Origin of the sequence: Pseudomonas sp. FGI182 (genome assembly GCF_000511325.1) — a bacterium.
GTDB classification, from domain to species: domain Bacteria; phylum Pseudomonadota; class Gammaproteobacteria; order Pseudomonadales; family Pseudomonadaceae; genus Aquipseudomonas; species Aquipseudomonas putida_Z.
Window position 1 is genome coordinate 3,272,238 of record NZ_CP007012.1, and the last position, 17,028, is coordinate 3,289,265.

A 17,028-nucleotide genomic window follows, 5' to 3' on the forward strand; every position below is an offset into this window, starting at 1 on the left:
GGTGCTGGACTGAGAGAATGCTGGGGCCGCTACGCGGCCCATCGCCGGCAAGCCAGCTCCCACAGGGATCGCGCATGGCTTGAGGTCAGCGCGGTCGGCGTGGGAGCTGGCTTGCCGGCGATGGGCTGCACAGCAGCCCCAAGTGTGACGAAACTCAGTAATCGAAGCGGTCCACCGCACGCCGGCGTTCGTTGTCATCACGCCGGTCATAGATGGCGGTGGTCTGGATATTGGCGTGATGCGCCAGCTTCTGCGCAATCGACAGGTCGTGCTCTTCGATCACCCGGGTGATGAACGCCCGGCGGAAGTCGTGCGGCATGATCTTCACGCCCACCTGCGCACCACGCTGGCGGGCGATGTAGTAAATGGCATGCTTGGTGATGCGCGCCCGGGTGATATGGCTGCCACGGCGGATGCGGTTGAACAGGAACGGGTCGTCTTCGGCCCCTGCCGGCAAGTCCTGACGGCGCAGATCCAGCCACGCCTGCAACTTCTCGAACGCCCATGGCGGGGCGTACTTGATCAGCTGGCGATTGCCCTTGCCCAGCACCTGCAGGCTGCGCGCCTCGAAGTCGACCTGGTCCAGGTCGATGTCCACCGACTCCGACTTGCGCATGCCGGTGCCGTACAGCAAGGCGATGATCGCCGCGTCGCGCACACCCTGCGGCCGTGGGTCGGCCGCGCACACATCCATCAGCTCGCGAATCAGGCTGCGGCGCAGGTTGCGCCCCGGCGGCAGGCGGCTGCCGGTGGCCGGTTTGACCTCGCGGATGCGCAACAACTGCTCGTGATCGATCAGGCCCTGGCGCCAGGCTTCGTTCATCACACCGCGGATGGCGTTGACGTAGAGCGACGAGCTGTTGGGGGCGTAACCGTCGGCACGCAGCGCCGCCACCAGGGCGATCACATGGCCGGGCTCGAGCCGATGCCAGGGCACATCGACGATATTGCAGTCGACAAAACCCAGCCGGTCGGCAGCGTCCTGAAGGATGTAGCGCATGGTTTGCTGGCTGGATGGGGCCAGGCGGGCCATGTACTGCAGCAGTGGATTTTTCGAGAGGTCGGACAAAACGTGAATCCTGTAGCGAAGCGTTGGCCAGCGGCGAACCGGCCAGACCCTGAAGCAAGTCAATACGACATACAAGCAGGTCCAAATAACAGCAGAAAACGCATGTCATTCGGACCCGGAGAGGTGCCATCACCTTGATATACAAGGGGTTCGGAGCTGGCACGGATCGTGATCTTACCCCAATTGAGCCTACTGAACGAACGAAGGTCCGCCCATGCTTGTGCAGCCGATCGCTTCACGCCCACGCCAGGCCGTCTGGGGCCTGGGTTTCCGCCCATTCTTCCTGGGTGGCAGTTTGTTTGCGCTGCTCGCCTTGCTGTTGTGGGCCGGCGTACTGGCCGGGGCGCTGGCCCCCACGCCCCCCGGCGGCATGCTCGCCTGGCACCGCCACGAGATGCTCTATGGCTTTGCTGCCGCCATCATCGCCGGTTTCCTGCTGACTGCCGTGCAGAACTGGAGCGGCACCCCAGGCTTGAGCGGGCGTGCGCTGCAGGGTTTGTTCCTGCTTTGGCTGCTGGGCCGGGCCAGCTGGTTCCTGCCATTACCGGGCAGCTTGCTGGTTGTGATCGAGGGCAGCTTTCTGCCACTGGTGGCACTGGCCCTGGCACGGCCGATCGTGCAACGGCGCTTGCGTAACAACTACCCGATCGTCGGCCTGGTGCTGTTGATCGCCGCCTGCCAGTGGCTGACCCTGGTCGGCTGGCTGCGCCAGGACGAACTGTGGCAGCGCCGCGGGGTGTTTGCCGGGTTGTGGCTGGTGGCCGCGATGATGACCGTGCTTGGCGGGCGGGTGATCCCGTTCTTCACCCGACGCGGCCTGGGCAACATGGCCCCGTCCCCTGCCCGCCCCTGGCTGGACCGGGCCGGCCTGCTGCTGAGCGTGGCGGTACCGCTGGCCTTTGCCTCGGGCTTGGCCGATACGCCACGTATCGCCCTGGCCCTGCTGTTCAGCGCCTTGTTCGCCCTGCATACGGCCCGCCTGGCCTTGTGGCATGACCGTGGCTTGTGGCGGGTGCCCCTGCTGTGGTCGCTGCACCTGGCCTATGCCTGGATTGCCATTGCCTGCCTGGGCATGGCGCTGTGGCATGCCGGGGTGGCACTGAGCCCGAGCCTGGTGACCCACGCCCTGACCGTGGGCGCCATGAGCGGCTTGATCCTGGCGATGATGGCACGGGTCAGCCTGGGCCACACCGGCAGGCCGCTGCAGGTGCCGACCAGCATTGCCTGGGCCTTTGCCTTGATACAACTGGCGACGCTGGCGCGGGTGGTGCTGCCGCTGTTCACGCCGCTGGGGGTGAGCCTTTCAGTAGTGTGCTGGAGCCTGGCGCTGCTGCTGTTCCTGCGTCACTACCTGCCCATCCTGCTGCGGCCACGGGCTGACGGTATGCCGGGCTAGCCTTGATGCCCAGATTGGGGCCGCGTTAACCTCCCGGCGCTGGCCACCACCCCGGGAACATCTGCTGCACCCGGGGTTCGGCGAAGCGCTCGTCGATCAAGACCAGAACGCCACGGTCCTGGTCGCCCCGGATGACCCGGCCTGCCGCCTGGATGACCTTGCGCACGCCCGGGTAGAGATAGGCGTAATCGAACCCCGCACCAAACTGCCGCCCCAGACGCTGCTTGAACTGCTCGTTGACCGGGTTGACCTGGGGTAGCCCGAGGGTGGCGACAAACGCGCCGATCAGCCGTGTGCCCGGCAAGTCCACCCCCTCCCCGAATGCACCGCCCAGCACCGCAAAGCCTACCCCACGGCCATCCGCCACAAAACGGTCGAGAAAACCCTGGCGGGCCGCTTCGTCCATGCCCGGTTCCTGGGCCCACATGGGTATCTGTGCATGCCGCTCGGCCAGCAGCCCGGCCACCTGTTGCAGGTACTCGAAACTGCTGAAGAACGCCAGGTAGTTGCCCGGCATGCGCTCATACTGCCGGGCAATCAGCTCGACGATTGGCGCCAGCGAAGCCTGGCGTTGCTGGTAACGGGTGGATACCTGGCTGGCGATGCGCACCTCCAGCTGTTCGGCGCGAAACGGCGCGGCCACTTCCAGCCAGGCGGTATCGGTCGGCATGCCCAGCAGGTCGCTGTAGAAATGCCGTGGGCTCAGGGTGGCGGAAAACAGCGTCACGCTGCGCGCCGCCTGCATGCGTGGGCCCAACAGGCGCGCCGGGGTGACGTTTCGCAGGCACAGGGTGGCCAGCCGCCGCTTGCGCGGGCCCTGGCGCTGGCTGATGTCGAACAGGAAGTGCTCGTCGAACAGTTCGGCAACCCGGCTGAACTGCAACGCCTGGTAGAAGAACTGCAGCACCTGCGGGTCCATTTGCGCAGGCGCCTGGTTCATTTGTTCCTGGATCAGCCCGATGCATTGCTGCAGGGCGCGCAGCAAAGCGTCCGGCAGCGACTCGCTGGCCTGGTACGGGGCACGCTGCTCCTTGTAGAGGGCGTTCCACTGCCGGTTCAACCGGTCCAGCGCACTGACCAGCCCGGGCGGTTTGCTCTGGCGCAGGGCCTGCAACTGGCCTTGGTCGAGGCTGGCGCTGTACATGCCGCGCCCGCGCTCGACCAGGTTGTGCGCCTCGTCCACCAGCACCGCGACCCGCCACTGGTTGGCTTGGGTCAGGCCGAACAACAAGGCATGGGCATCGAAGTAGTAGTTGTAGTCCGCCACCAGCACGTCTACCCAGCGCGCCATCTCCTGGCCCAGGTAATACGGGCATACCTGGTGCGCCAGGGCTACCTCGCGCAGCTGGGCGCGGTCGAGCAAGGGCAACGCTGCCGCTGCCTGCCGCGCGGCCGGCAGGCGGTCGTAGAAGCCTGCGGCCAAGGGGCAGGATTCGCCATGGCAGGCCTTGTCGGGGTGCTCGCAGGCTTTGTCGCGGGCGATCAGCTCCAGCGTGCGCAAGGCCGGCTGCGGCGTGGCACCGGTGATCTGGCGCATGGCATCCAGGGCCAGGGCCCGGCCCGGGGTCTTGGCGGTGAGAAAGAACAGCTTGTCCAGCTGCTGCGGCACCATGGCCTTGAGCAGAGGGAACAAGGTACCGAGGGTCTTGCCAATTCCGGTGCTGGCCTGGGCCATCAGGCAACGGCCGGTGCTCACCGCCTTGTACAGGGTTTCCGCCAGTTGTCGCTGGCCCTGGCGGAACGCCGGATAGGGGAAGCCCAGCGCTTGCAGGCCCTGGTTACGCTCGGCCAGACGCTGCTCCTGCCCTTGTGCCCACGCCAGAAAGCGTTGGCACTGGGTTTCGAAGAAGGCCTGCAGTTCGGCAGCCGTGCAGTGTTCACTGATCTGCGTCTGGCCATCGCTGTCCACGTCCAGGTAAACCAGCGCCACCTCGATAGCCGGCAGTTGCCGTGCCTGGCACATCAACCAGCCGTAGACCTTGGCCTGCGCCCAGTGCAGCTGGCGATGGTTGGCCGGTTGGCGCGACAGGTCGCCACGGTGGGTCTTGATCTCTTCCAGGCGGTTGCAGACGGGGTCGTAACCGTCGGCGCGGCCACGCACTTTCAGGGTATCGAACTGGCCTTCGAGGGCAATTTCCGACTCGTAGCCCGCAGCGCGTCGCGCCACCACCCGCCGATGCCCCTCGATCCCCTCCTGGGCGGTAGGTGATGGCGTGAAGCGCAGGTCCAGGTCGCCGACCTTGGCGCTGAATTCACACAAGGCGCGTACCGCCACGCTGTAGCTCACGGTGTTTCGCTCCAGCGCACGTGGCACACCGCGACAGGCAGGCCGTGGGCCCGGCAGAACTCCAGCCAGCGCAGCTGGTTGTCCTGCAGGCGGTCGCCCGGGCCCTTGACCTCGACCATGCGATAGCGACCTTGCTCGGGCCAGAACTGGATCAGGTCGGGCATGCCGGCGCGGTTGTTGCGGATGTCCTGCAGCAGGCGCAGGAAGCACTGTTTCAAATGGGCCGCCGGCAGGCAGGCCAAGGCTTGCTCAAGCAATTCTTCACTGAGGACGGACCAGAACACGAACGGCGACTGCAGCCCTTGCTTGGCGGCGTAGCAGTCGAGAATCGCCCGGTGATGGCTGCCATCGTCGAGCCGCCCCAGGCAACGTTCGAACACAGCACTGCGGTGTTGCTGGAAGTCGCCGTCGTGCAGGTCCTGCGGGGCGGCCTGGAACGGGTTGAAGAACGCGCCAGGCACCGGGGCGAAGATCGCCTCCCAGCACAGCAGGCCGAACAGGCTGTTGAACAGCGTGTTCTCCACGTAATGCACCGGCCCACCGGCTTCGGCCAGGTGCTGGCGTACCGCCTCCTCCACACCCAGCGCTGCCAGTTCCCGGGGCAGTTCCAGCTCGATCAGCTCCAGGGGCGCAACACGCTGGCGCCGCTGTGGCGGGCCACCGAGCTTGCGTGCCAGGCGTGGCAACATGCGTTCCAGCGCCTGCACTTCCAGGGCGTTGGCCGGCGCCGCCGCCAGTTGCAGCGCCAGTGCATGGGCCTGGGGCCACTGTTCGCTGCGCTCCAGCACCCGCACCTGGCGGATGCGCGCCTGGGCATGGCTGCACTGCGTGTACACAGCCATGGCCTGCGCCCAGTCGCCCAGGCGCTCGCATTGCTGGCCCAGAGCGAATTGCAGGCGCGCATGGCGCCGGGCCAGCCATGGGTTGTCGCTGTGCAGGCCTTGCATGGCTGCCAGGATCGACAGCGGGTCGTCGCCCTGCTCCAGGCGCTCGGCGCACTGGTGCAAGGCCATGGCCAGGTCGACTTCGGCGCGTTGCTGCAGGGCACGCGAATCGGTGCTGAACGGCACCTGTTCATAGCGCAACAAGCCGAGGTCGGCGAGTACGAAGTCCGACCAATCCTGGTACAGGTTGCCGAAGAACAGCAGGCGCATACGGTCGCACAAGGGTTGCAGGCGCCACTGGAGGATGCGCACGCCGCTGTCAGGAAACCACTCGGCCAATGAACGGGCTTGCAGGCCCAGGGGTTGCAGCTGTGCAAGCAGGTCATGCTTGGCAGCGCGAGGGCGGCTCAGCTGCGGGGCAAAACAACGGGCAAGTTCGTCCTTGCGCAGCAGGGCGAACAGCTGCTGCAGTTCCAGTTGCGCGGGCTCCCGTACCCAGCCGAGGGCCAGCAGCGGCTGCAGGGCCTGCCAGGTATCGCCGATTTCGGCATAGTCGAGCCGATCGCTGCGAAACAGCTCGCCCTTGCGCATGACCATGCGCACCATCAGGGCCTGTGCCGGGGCGTCCAGTTGGCTGAAGGTGCGGATGAAAGCGAGTTCCTGATCGTCGAGCAGGTCTTCGTAGCGCTGTTCGACCCATAGCAGCACCTGGCGGAAGTTGTGCAGGTAGTAGAACGGGTCGTCGACGGAATGGGCGATCACGGGCTGGGGGTCAGGCGGCTGGAATGGATACTGGTTATACATACAGACCAGTATGCCTGGCAAGTGCCGTGGGTCGCTCAACGATCGGCTGTCGGCTTGGGGGCTGCTTTGCAGCCCAATCGCGACGCAAGGCCGCTCCCACAAGGTATTGCAGTGCTGCTGAAACCAGCGCGATACCTGTGGGAGCGGCCTTGCGTCGCGATTGGGGCGCAAAGCGCCCCCCCGGAATTCACCCCTGTTCCGTCGCCCCGACCATCTCCGCCGCCTTGACCTTGGCACTGCCAATCGGCGCCTGCAGCAGCAGGAAGTAGGCCACCGCCGAACACAGCGCCACTACCGCACTGATCATGAACGCCGTGGTGAACGAGCCCGAGTACTGGATGCTGAAGCCAGTGACGATAGGCGCCACCGAGCCGGCAATGTAGCCGCCGAAGTTCTGGATCGAGCCAAACGAGGCCACGCGCTGGCTGTCGACGATGGTGTTGACGATCATCCAGGCAGTGGCACTGGCCATGTTGATGCTGAACAGCGCCAGGCACAGCAGGACGATGCAACCGGTCAGGCCGGTGACGAACGACAGCGGCAGGGTAAACAGCGCCGCCAGCACCAGCCCGGTGATGACGCTGAACTTGCGGCTGGCCAGCACGCTCATGCCGCGCTTCACCAGCAAGTCGCAGAAGCGCCCGGCAACGATCGTGCCCGCTGCGCCAAAGCCATAGGCCAGCGACACTACCCAGGCGGTCTTGTACAGGTCCAGGCCGTGCTCACGCTCGAAGTAGCCAGGCAGCCAGGTCAGGTGCAGCCAGAGCATGTAGATCACGCCCATGAAGCCCAGCACCGCACCCCAGGTACTGCGGTGCTTGAACAGGTCGAGCCAGCCGGCGAAGTACGAGGCCTTCGGCGCTTGTGCAGTGGCTGCCGGCGCCTGCTGCCCACTCGGCAACGGCTTGCCCTCGGCAGCAAGCTCCGCCAGGTAGCGGGCCTTGCTTTTGTAGAAGGTCAGCCAGCACAGCGCCAGCACCACGCCGATCACACCGGTGATGATGAACATGCCGCGCCAGCCGAAATTGACCATGAACAGCGTCAGCAAGGGTGGCGCCAGGCACGGGCCGAGGCAGGTCGAGGACCAGACCACGCCGGTCGGGGTGCCGCGTTCGTTGGCATCGAACCACTCCGACAGGGCCTTGGCCGCCGACGGGAACATCGGCGCCTCGCCAATCCCCAGCAGCACCCGCAGGCCCATGAAGCCGGCAAAGCTGTTGACCATGCCGAACGCTGCCTGGGCCACCGACCAGCCCAGCAGCGAGGCGCCGAGGGCGATCTTGCTGCCCAGGCGGTCGATGATCATGCCCATCGGCAGCTGGGCAAAGGCATAGGCAATGGAGAACGCCGACAACAGGATGCCCATCTGCGACGGGCTGATCATCATGTCTTTCTGGATCGAGGTGTTGGCGATCGACAGCGCACTACGGTCCAGGTAGTTGACGATGCCGATCAACAGCAGGAACACGACGGTGATGCGTTGGTACTTCTTCATAGGGTTCATGTGATGACCTTTATTATTATTGTTGCCGCGCTGTCAGCGCCTTGGCGGTCCTTCGTTCAAGCTGCGCCCTCCCTGACGCAGCGCGCCGCTCAAGGCTGGCGCGCGGTTGTTGCAACGTCCAGCAGACCGCGCCGGCCGAGGCTGTCGATCAGCGCACGCAGGCCAAAGTGCCATTGCGGTGCCAGGTCGCTGGTGGTCACGCGGTTGCACAGGGTACCCAGTTGCGGGTTGCTGATGCTCACCACATCGCCCGGCTTGTGGGTGAAGCCGTTGCCCGGTTGGTCGCGGTCCTGCTTGGGGGCGAACAAGGTACCGAGGAACAGCACCAGGCCGTCGGGGTACTGATGGTTCTCGTTGAGGGTTTGCTGCACCAGATCCTGCGGGTCGCGGCTGATCTGGCGCATGGAGCTGCGGCCGGCGAGGATGAAACCGTCTTCGCCCACCACCTGCAAGTCCACCTCGGCGGCGCGCACGTCGTCCAGGCCGAAGCTTTCGTCGAACAAGCGCAGCAGCGGGCCAAGCGCGGTGGAGGCATTGTTGTCCTTGGCTTTGGACAGCAGCAAGGCGCTACGGCCTTCGAAATCGCGCAGGTTGACGTCGTTGCCGAGCATCGCGCCCTTGATGCGACCATCACTCGACACCGCCAGCACCACTTCAGGCTCGGGGTTGTTCCAGCTCGACTTGGGGTGGATACCGATGTCGGCGCCGTGGCCGACCGCCGACAGCGGCTGGGCCTTGGTGAACACCTCGGCATCCGGGCCGATACCCACTTCCAGGTACTGCGACCACAGGCCCTGCTCCACCAGCACCTTGCGCAGCGCTTCGGCCTGGGCCGAGCCCGGCACGATCTGCGACAGGTCTGCGCCGATGCGGCTGGCCAGGGTGTCACGGATGGCATCGGCCTTGGCCGGGTCGCCCTTGGCCTGCTCTTCGACCACGCGCTCCAGCAGGCTGGTGGCGAAGGTCACCCCAGCAGCCTTCACCGCCTGCAGGTCGATGGGTGCCAGCAGCCATGGCTGGTGCGGGTCGCGCCGGGCCGGGTCGCTGTTGCCCAGCAAGGCTGGCAACCCGATCAGCGGCTCGGCCAGCGGCAGGCTGCGCAGGTAGGCCACCGGGTCGGCCACTTCCAGCAGGGCCGAGACGGTGGCTACATGGGCGCTGATATCGTGCACGGCGCCGGCCTTCACCAGCACCACCGCAGGGCCCTGCTCCGGCAACCAGACCCGCCCTACCCAACTGCCGCTGTCGAACGCGCTGGCATCGTGATTCAGAGGCAGCGGTCGCTTGCCGTTCGCTCGATCAGTCATCTGTGTACCCTTACTGTCATTCATTGGGAAAGTGCCGGCAGTTGCAGTTGCCCGGCCAGGCGGTCAAGGTCGGCCACCAGCTGTGACGAAAGGCTTGCGCCCTGCTCCAGGGCCTGGCGGCGTAGGGCAAGGCCAGCCTGCCCAGGCAGGCGCACCGGGCGCTCGGGGTCGAGTGGCCGGCTGGCCAGGACCAGCTGGCCGAGGAAGCTGGTTTCGTCGGTGAACGCTTGCAGGCCGCCGAAGAAACGCGGGTCGATGACCACGGCGGTGGCCGAGGCACCCCACTGGTCTGGTGCATCCTTGCGGCCATGGCCGGCCAGCCCCGAGGTCAGGGCTTCGACCAGCAGCGCCAGGGCGAAACCTTTGTGGCCAAAAGCCTGGCCACCCAAGGGCAGGATGCTGCCTTGCGGGCTGGTGAAGAAGTCGCGCGGGTCGTCGCTCAGTTGCCCGTCATTGCTCACCAGCACCGGGTGCGGCAGGCGGCTGCCGGCATCGCGGCACTGGCCGACCAGGCCGAGGGTGACAGTGGACATGCTGACGTCCAGCAGAATCGGCTCGCCCTGGGTCGGGATGCCCGCGGCAATCGGGTTTGGGGTGTACACCGGGTCGACGCCACCATGGGCGCAGACCAGCCCTACCGATGGGTCCGAGGAATACAGCATGGCCATCAGGCCCTGGTCGGTGTAGGGCTTGAGGTAGGCTGCCAGGCAGCCGATATGCGCGGCACGGCGCACCACGGCGATACCGATACCCTGCGAAGTGGCGCCCTTTGCCGCGCAGTCCAGGGCACGGCTGACGCAGTACGGCCCCAACACGTAGTGGCCATCGAACAGGCTGGAAATGCCACTGTCCGACACCTGCTCCAGTACTTGCGCGCGGGCCTTGACCTGGCCGCCGAGCATGCCGTCGATGTAGCGGCTGACCAGGTTCAGGCCATGGGTGCGATGGCCCAGCAATTCGCCTTCGAGCAGTACCCGGGTCACTACCTGGGCGACTTCGGCATCGGCGCCGGCCTTTTCGAACAGCCGCTCGACGAAGGTGGTGAGCGCTTGCACGTTGTAATGTGTGGCTTGAGTCATTGCGGTTGCCTCGGAAATGGAACAGGGCTGGCGATCAGGTCACGGCACCGATCTGCCAGGGCACGAATTCGTTCTGCCCGTAGCCGTGCAGCTCACTCTTGCTGCGCTCACCGGAAGCGATGCGCAGCATCTGTTCGAAGATGAACGCGCCGCGCTCCTCGATGCTGGTGGAGCCATCGGCGATGCCACCGCAATTGACGTCCATGTCTTCTTCCTGGTGCTCGAACACCCGGTTGTTGGTGGCCAGCTTGATCGACGGTGCCGGGGCGCAGCCGTAGGCTGAGCCACGGCCGGTGGTGAAGGCGATCAGGTTGGCCCCGCCAGCCACCTGGCCGGTGGCCGAAACCGGGTCGTAACCGGGGGTATCCATGAACACCAGGCCCTGGGCGCGCACCGCTTCCGCGTACTGGTACACATCGACCAGGTTGCTGGAGCCGGCCTTGGCCACCGCACCAAGGGACTTCTCGAGGATGGTGGTCAGGCCCCCGGCCTTGTTGCCGGCCGAGGGGTTGTTGTTCAGTTCGGCGTTCATGCGCTGGCAGTAGTCTTCCCACCAGCGGATGCGGGCCACCAGCTTTTCGCCGACCTCGCGGCTGACCGCACGGCGGGTCAGCAGGTGCTCGGCACCGTAGATTTCCGGGGTTTCGGAGAGGATCGCGGTGCCACCGGCCGCCACCAGGCGGTCGACGGCATTGCCCAACGCCGGGTTGGCGGTAATGCCGGAATAGCCATCGGAACCGCCACATTGCAGGCCGACCACCAGGTGCCGCGCACTGACCGGCTGGCGCTGCACCTGGTTGGCCTCGGCCAGCAGCGCCTTGACCTGCTCGATACCGGCAGCGATGGTTTTGCTGGTGCCGCCGATACCCTGGATGGTGAAGGCGCGCAGCTGGGCGCTGGCCTGCAGGCCCTGGGTTTCCAGCAAGCTTTCGATCTGGTTGGTTTCGCAGCCCAGGCCGATGATCAGCACGGCAGCGAAATTGGGGTGTACGGCGTACCCGGCCAGGGTACGACGCAACAGGCCCAAGGCTTCACCGCTGGGGTCCACCGCACAGCCGGCGCCGTGGGTCAGCGCTACCACGCCGTCGATGTTCGGGTAATCGGCCAGCACTTCAGGGTGGATGTCGCGGCGAAAATGGTCGGCCACGGCCCGAGCCACGGTCGCCGAGCAGTTCACCGAGGTGAGGATGCCGATGTAGTTGCGGGTGGCGACCCGGCCATCGGCGCGCACGATGCCCTGAAACTGCGCCTCGCGGCCGGGCTGGCTGCGGGTGTCGACACCGAAGGCGTAGTCACGGGCGAAATCGCCCATCTGCACATTGTGCACATGCACGTGTTCGCCGGCGTCGATGGCCTGCGAGGCAAAACCGATGATCTGCCCGTAACGGCGCAGGGGCTGGCCCTGCTCCACACGTTCGGTAGCGAGCTTGTGGCCCGAGGGGATCGGCTGGCGCACGGTAATCGCCTCGGCGTTTAGGCGCAGGCCTTGCGGCAGGGCCTGGCGGGCGATGAGCACGTTGTCCAGCGGGTTGAGGCGGATGACAGCAAGGTCACCGGACTTGGCAATCAGTTGCATGAGACCTCTCAGGGCGGTGCGGCTGGCTTCTTGTTATGGCTGCGACCACTGTAAGAAGCCTTGGGCAACATTCCCAATGAGATGATCCGATCGTGCGATAACTCTGGGTTATCAAAAGCCGGTCTCAGCGCGTGTTTATCAATCGCCTATGAAGACCATTTTTTGGCAGCTGCGCGGATCCTTGTAGGAGCGGCCTTGCGTCGCGAAAGGGCTGCGAAGCAGCCCCGGCAATTCGTGCTTCTGCGCTGAAACCCTGGGGCTGCTTCGCAGCCCTTTCGCGACGCAAGGCCGCTCCTACAGTTGACCGCGTATCAGGTGGCTTTATCTCTGCTCCTGCTGACGGCGCCGCGCGCCCTCCAGCAAAATCTCGACAAACGCCCGGGCCGAAGCGCTCAGCGGCTCGTCCTTGCGGGTAACCACGCCGTACTCCAGCGCCGCCAGGTGCAAGGGGCTGCGCAGTTCTTTCAGTTGGCCGCTGGCCAACTGCGCGGCAACCATCGAGCGCGGCAACATGGCGATCATCGGCGCCGCCTGCAGCAATTGCAGGAACATCGGCATGGAGATGGTTTCGACGCTGTCGGCAGGCGTGGCGATGCCGGCAACCCGGAAGGCCTGCTCCAGGCGGTTGCGGATCGGCGTGCCCACCGGGTACAGCACCCACGGCCAGTCGCCCAGCGCTGTCAGCGGCGTGCTTTCCAGCTGGTTGAGCGGGTGCTCGCTGTTGACCACCAGGCTGAACGGTTCCGGCTCCAGGGGCTGGAAGTCGAACAGCTGGCTGAAGCGTTCTTCAGTGAAGCGGCCAATCATGATGTCGAGCTTGTTCTGCTCCAGCATGGTCAACAAGTGATCGCTGGAATGCTCCACCACTTCGATCGACAGCAACGGGCTGCGCGCCTTGATCGCGGCGATGGCCTGCGGCAGCACCAGCGCGGTGGCGGCAAATATCCCACCGACGCGGATAAAGCCGTGCCCGCCGTTGCGCAGGCGGTTTACCTGATCGACGAACTGTTGCGACTCGGCCAGCGCGCCTTGGGCATAACGCACCACGTATTCGCCCAGTTCGGTGGGTGGCATGCTCCGCGGCAGGCGCTCGAACAGGGCGAAGCCGAACTGCTCCTCAAGGTCACGCAACATCTTGCTCAGTGCCGGCTGGCTCAGGTTCATGCGCGTGGCGGTGGCGTGCATGTTGCGGGTGCGCGCCAAGGTGTCGATCAGCACCAGGTGCTTGTAGCGGATCCAGTTGCAAAAGCTGGAATGGGTCATGTCCGGCGGCATTGACGCAGGGCCTCAGGCAAGTGAAAAGGCAGGGCTATTGCGCCCGCAGGTAGTGCAGCAAGGTGTCCAGGGCAACCGAGTTGGGCCGCGAGCGCAGGGTCAACACGCCCAGGTTGGCCATGGCCAGCGGCAGTTCCACCGGCAGGATGGCGACCATGCCATAGCGGGCATAATGCTTGGCCACGTCATCGGGCACCACCGCAATCATCTCGGAGGCTTCGAGCATGGCGGTGGTAGCCAGGATCGAGGCGGTTTCGACGATATCCAGCGACTGCACCATGCCGCCGGCCTGCAACGCGCTTTCGACGCGGCGGCGCATCGGGCTGCCGATGGGGTGCAGGATCCAGGTCAAGGCCACCAGGTCGGCCAGTTGCAGCCCGGCGGCATTGGCCAGCGGGTGGCCTGCGCGGGCGATCACGCGCATCTGCTCACCGCCTTCGAACAGTTCGATGTTCAGGTCCTGGCTGTCGCTCTGGTCCGGCAGGCGCCCCACCACCATGTCGAAGTCGCCACGCAGCAAGGCCGGCAGCAAGGTGTCGCTGGTGCCGACCTCCAGGGAAATGCGCACTTTGGGGTAGTCGCGCTTGTAGGCCAGTACCGCCTTGGTCAGCACGCCCGGCACCGGCCCCATGACGCTACCCACCCGCACCAGGCCCTGGGCCCCGCGCGCCAGCTCGGCAATCTGCGCCTGGGCGTGCTCGAACTCATGCAGCGCGTTCTGCGCATAGCGGATCATCACTTCGCCATACAGCGTCGCTTGCATGCCCCGTGGCAAACGCTCGAACAAGCGTACGCCAAGGCGCTCCTCGAGCTGTTGCAGCAACAGGCTCGCTGCCGGTTGCGTGGTGTGCATCGCCGCGGCAGCACGGCGCAGGTTAGCGAACTCGCCCAAGGCGTTGAGCAGCGTGATCTGCCGGCTGGAGATCTTCAATGCGCCGAGGCTGGCAGGCGCCTGGGCGCTGTCGGGTGGCAAGCGAGACATATCGAATCCAGTATCGCTGGTTAAGATTTGGCGATTATGCCTGTATCGCTCGACAACCTACAGTCAGGCCTCCCACTGCTTGAACAGAACAAGAGCCGACCATGAGCATACGTATTACCCAGCTGAGCGTTCGCGACATTCGTTTCCCCACTTCTCTGTCGCTGGACGGCTCCGACGCCATGAACAGCGCCCCCGATTATTCGGCCGCCTACGTGGTGCTGCACACCGACGCCGAGGCCCTGGAAGGCCACGGCCTGACCTTCACCATCGGCCGTGGCAACGAGATTTGCGCGGCCGCGGTGCAGTCGCTGGCGCCGCTGATCGTCGGCCTCACCCTGGAGGAAATCACGGCCGACATGGGCGGTTTCTGGCACCGCTTCACCGTCAGCGACAGCCAGTTGCGCTGGCTGGGCCCGGAAAAGGGCGTGATCCACCTGGCCACCGCCGCGATCATCAATGCCGTGTGGGACCTGTGGGCCAAGCACGAAGGCAAGCCGGTGTGGAAGCTGCTGGCCGACATGACGCCCGAGCAGCTGGTGCGCTGCCTGGACTTCAGCTACGTCACCGATGTGCTCACCCCCGAAGAAGCCATCGCCCTGCTGCGCCGCCAGGCCCCGGGCAAGGCCCAGCGCGAAGCGCAGATGCTGCGCGAAGGCTACCCCGGCTACACCACCGCGCCGGGCTGGCTGGGCTACAGCGAAGAAAAGATGCGCAAGCTGGCCCGCGAGGCGGTGGAAGATGGCTGGACCCACATCAAGCAGAAGATCGGTGCGGACCTGGAGGAAGACATTCGCCGCGCCAGCATCCTGCGCGACGAAATTGGCTGGGAGCGCACCCTGATGATGGATGCCAACCAGGTATGGGGCATCGAGGAATCCGTCGCCAACATGCGCCGCCTGGCCGCCTTCGAGCCACTGTGGATCGAAGAGCCGACCAGCCCGGACGACATCCTCGGGCACGCCACCATCCGCCAGCGCATTGCGCCGATTGGCGTGGCCACCGGTGAACATTGTCACAACCGGGTGATGTTCAAGCAGATGTTCCAGGCCGGCGCGCTGGACTTCTGCCAACTGGACGCGGCCCGCCTGGGTGGCCTGAACGAAGTGCTGATCGTGCTGCTGATGGCGGCCAAGTACGACGTACCGGTATGCCCGCACGGCGGCGGTGTCGGCCTGTGCGAATACGTGCAGAACATTGCCCTGTTCGACTACATCGCGGTATCGGCCTCGCTGCACAACCGGGTGCTGGAGTACGTCGACCACCTGCACGAGCATTTCATCGACCCGGTGGTAATCCGCCGCGGGCGCTACATGCCACCGCAACGCCCGGGCTACAGCATCGAAATGCATGCCGAGACCCTGGAACGCTACCAGTACCCCAACGGCGCGGTGTGGCTCGACATCAACCGTTCCTGACCCACCTACCTGGGTGCGCCGCCTTTGCGCGGCACGCCACCAGCTCTTTCCACGGGGAAAAAACAATGACAATCCTCACCGGTACTGCAGCGACGCCCGCCGCTGTCGCCACCACCGAACAGCGCCTGAACGGCCTGCTGCTGCGCAAATTGATGCCACTGCTCATCGTTGTCTACGTGATGAGCTTCCTTGACCGGACCAACATTGCCCTGGCCAAGGCCAGCATGGGCATCGACCTCGGCCTGTCGGCAGCGGCCTACGGCCTGGGCGCCGGCCTGTTCTTCCTCACCTATGCCCTGGCCGAAGTACCCAGCAACCTGATCATGCATCGGGTGGGCGCACGCTTCTGGATCACCCGCATCATGATCACCTGGGGTCTGCTCTCGGCGGGCATGGCCTTCGTCCAGGGCGAAACCTCGTTCTACGTCATGCGCCTGTTGCTCGGGGTCGCCGAAGCGGGCCTGTTCCCCGGTGTGATGCTGTACCTGACCTACTGGTTCGACCGTGAACAGCGTGCCCGCGCCACGGGTTACTTCCTGCTGGGTGTGTGCCTGGCCAACATCCTCAGCGGCCCGCTGGGGGGTGCCCTGCTGGAAATGGACGGTGTGCTGGGCTGGCACGGCTGGCAATGGCTATTCGTGCTCGAAGGCCTGCCGGCAGTGGCCCTGGCCTATGTGGTATGGAAGAAACTGCCCGATGGCCCGGCCTCGGCGCCCTGGCTGTCGGCCGCCGAAGCCGAGGGCATCGAGCGCCGCCTGGCTGCCGAGCGGGCCGCCGCACCGCAGCAGAGCAAGTTGGGGCAGATGTTCCGCGACCGGCAGATCTGGCTGGCGATCGTGGTGTACTTCGTGCACCAGATCACCATCTACACGGTGATTTTCTTCCTGCCGGGCATCATCGGCACCTACGGCGCGCTGTCGCCCTTCCAGGTCGGCCTGCTGACCGCCGTACCGTGGATTGCTGCCGCCATCGGCGCCGCCACCTTCCCGCGCCTGGCCACCTCGCCGAGCCGTTGCCGCACCCTGCTGTTCGGCGGCCTGCTGACCATGGCGGCCGGGCTGCTGCTGGCGTCGCTGGCCAACTCGTTCATCGGCCTGATCGGGTTTTCGCTGACTGCCCTGATGCTGTTCGTGGTGCAGTCGATCATCTTCGTCTTCCCCTCCAGCCGCCTGAGTGGCAGCGCCCTGGCGGCTGGGTTGGCCTTTGTCACCACCTGCGGCCTGTTTGGCGGTTTCGTCGGCCCATCGGTGATGGGCCTGATCGAGCAGGCCACCGGCAGTACCCGCAATGGCTTGTGGATCATCGCCGCGTTGCTGGTGGCAGCAGCGCTGGTCAGTACCCGCTTGCGGCAAGGGCAGGAGCAAGCGAATCGCTGACAGGAGGCGTTTGCCTGCCAGGGCCTAATCGCCGGCAAGCCGGCTCCCACAGGTACAGCGACAACCTTGAGTTC

At 65.6% G+C, this 17,028-nt stretch carries 12 protein-coding genes; 3 read left to right on the forward strand and 9 right to left on the reverse strand.

What is annotated here, in order from left to right:
• Positions 1-154: 154 nt before the first annotated feature.
• Complete coding sequence (xerC, locus tag C163_RS14450; RefSeq protein ID WP_015270152.1) at positions 155-1,069, reverse strand: tyrosine recombinase XerC; 915 nt, start codon at positions 1,067-1,069, stop codon at positions 155-157.
• A gap of 214 nt (positions 1,070-1,283) precedes the next feature.
• On the opposite strand from xerC, the gene C163_RS14455 reads away from it, so the two are divergent.
• Positions 1,284-2,465, forward strand: coding sequence for an NnrS family protein (locus C163_RS14455; RefSeq protein WP_025339428.1), 1,182 nt, complete (start codon positions 1,284-1,286; stop codon positions 2,463-2,465).
• 25 nt (positions 2,466-2,490) lie between these two features.
• On the opposite strand, the gene C163_RS14460 is transcribed toward C163_RS14455, so the two are convergent.
• The 8 genes from C163_RS14460 to C163_RS14495 all read right to left on the reverse strand — a co-directional run bounded on the left by C163_RS14460 (position 2,491) and on the right by C163_RS14495 (position 14,163).
• Positions 2,491-4,752, reverse strand: coding sequence for an ATP-dependent DNA helicase (locus C163_RS14460; RefSeq protein ID WP_025339429.1), 2,262 nt, complete (start codon positions 4,750-4,752; stop codon positions 2,491-2,493).
• Positions 4,749-6,398 carry a VRR-NUC domain-containing protein gene (locus C163_RS14465; protein ID WP_025339430.1) on the reverse strand — a complete coding sequence of 550 codons (1,650 nt, stop codon included), beginning with the start codon at positions 6,396-6,398 and terminating at the stop codon, positions 4,749-4,751. Before C163_RS14465 ends, C163_RS14460 begins: the two co-directional genes overlap by 4 nt.
• Positions 6,399-6,627: 229 nt before the next feature.
• The gene (locus C163_RS14470; protein WP_025339431.1) at positions 6,628-7,935 is read right to left on the reverse strand and encodes an MFS transporter; all 1,308 of its coding nucleotides are present in this window, start codon (positions 7,933-7,935) and stop codon (positions 6,628-6,630) included.
• Positions 7,936-8,033: 98 nt separating this feature from the next.
• On the reverse strand, positions 8,034-9,251 hold the full coding sequence (locus C163_RS14475) for a fumarylacetoacetate hydrolase family protein (RefSeq protein WP_025339432.1): 1,218 nt from the start codon (positions 9,249-9,251) through the stop codon (positions 8,034-8,036).
• 20 nt (positions 9,252-9,271) lie between these two features.
• Positions 9,272-10,330, reverse strand: coding sequence for an Ldh family oxidoreductase (locus C163_RS14480; protein ID WP_025339433.1), 1,059 nt, complete (start codon positions 10,328-10,330; stop codon positions 9,272-9,274).
• Positions 10,331-10,364: 34 nt separating this feature from the next.
• Positions 10,365-11,906, reverse strand: coding sequence for a UxaA family hydrolase (locus C163_RS14485; RefSeq protein ID WP_025339434.1), 1,542 nt, complete (start codon positions 11,904-11,906; stop codon positions 10,365-10,367).
• 321 nt (positions 11,907-12,227) lie between these two features.
• Positions 12,228-13,181, reverse strand: coding sequence for a LysR family transcriptional regulator (locus C163_RS14490; RefSeq protein WP_025339435.1), 954 nt, complete (start codon positions 13,179-13,181; stop codon positions 12,228-12,230).
• A 34-nt stretch (positions 13,182-13,215) separates the two neighbouring features.
• Positions 13,216-14,163 (reverse strand): LysR family transcriptional regulator, encoded by a 948-nt coding sequence (locus C163_RS14495; protein WP_025339436.1) that lies wholly within the window; start codon positions 14,161-14,163, stop codon positions 13,216-13,218.
• Positions 14,164-14,264: 101 nt separating this feature from the next.
• Here C163_RS14495 and C163_RS14500 point away from each other — a divergent pair, with 101 nt between their 5' ends.
• On the forward strand, positions 14,265-15,578 hold the full coding sequence (locus tag C163_RS14500) for an L-fuconate dehydratase (protein WP_025339437.1): 1,314 nt from the start codon (positions 14,265-14,267) through the stop codon (positions 15,576-15,578).
• Positions 15,579-15,643: 65 nt separating this feature from the next.
• A complete protein-coding gene (locus C163_RS14505) occupies positions 15,644-16,954 on the forward strand; it encodes an MFS transporter (RefSeq protein ID WP_025339438.1) in 1,311 nt (436 codons plus the stop codon).
• Positions 16,955-17,028: the final 74 nt, after the last annotated feature.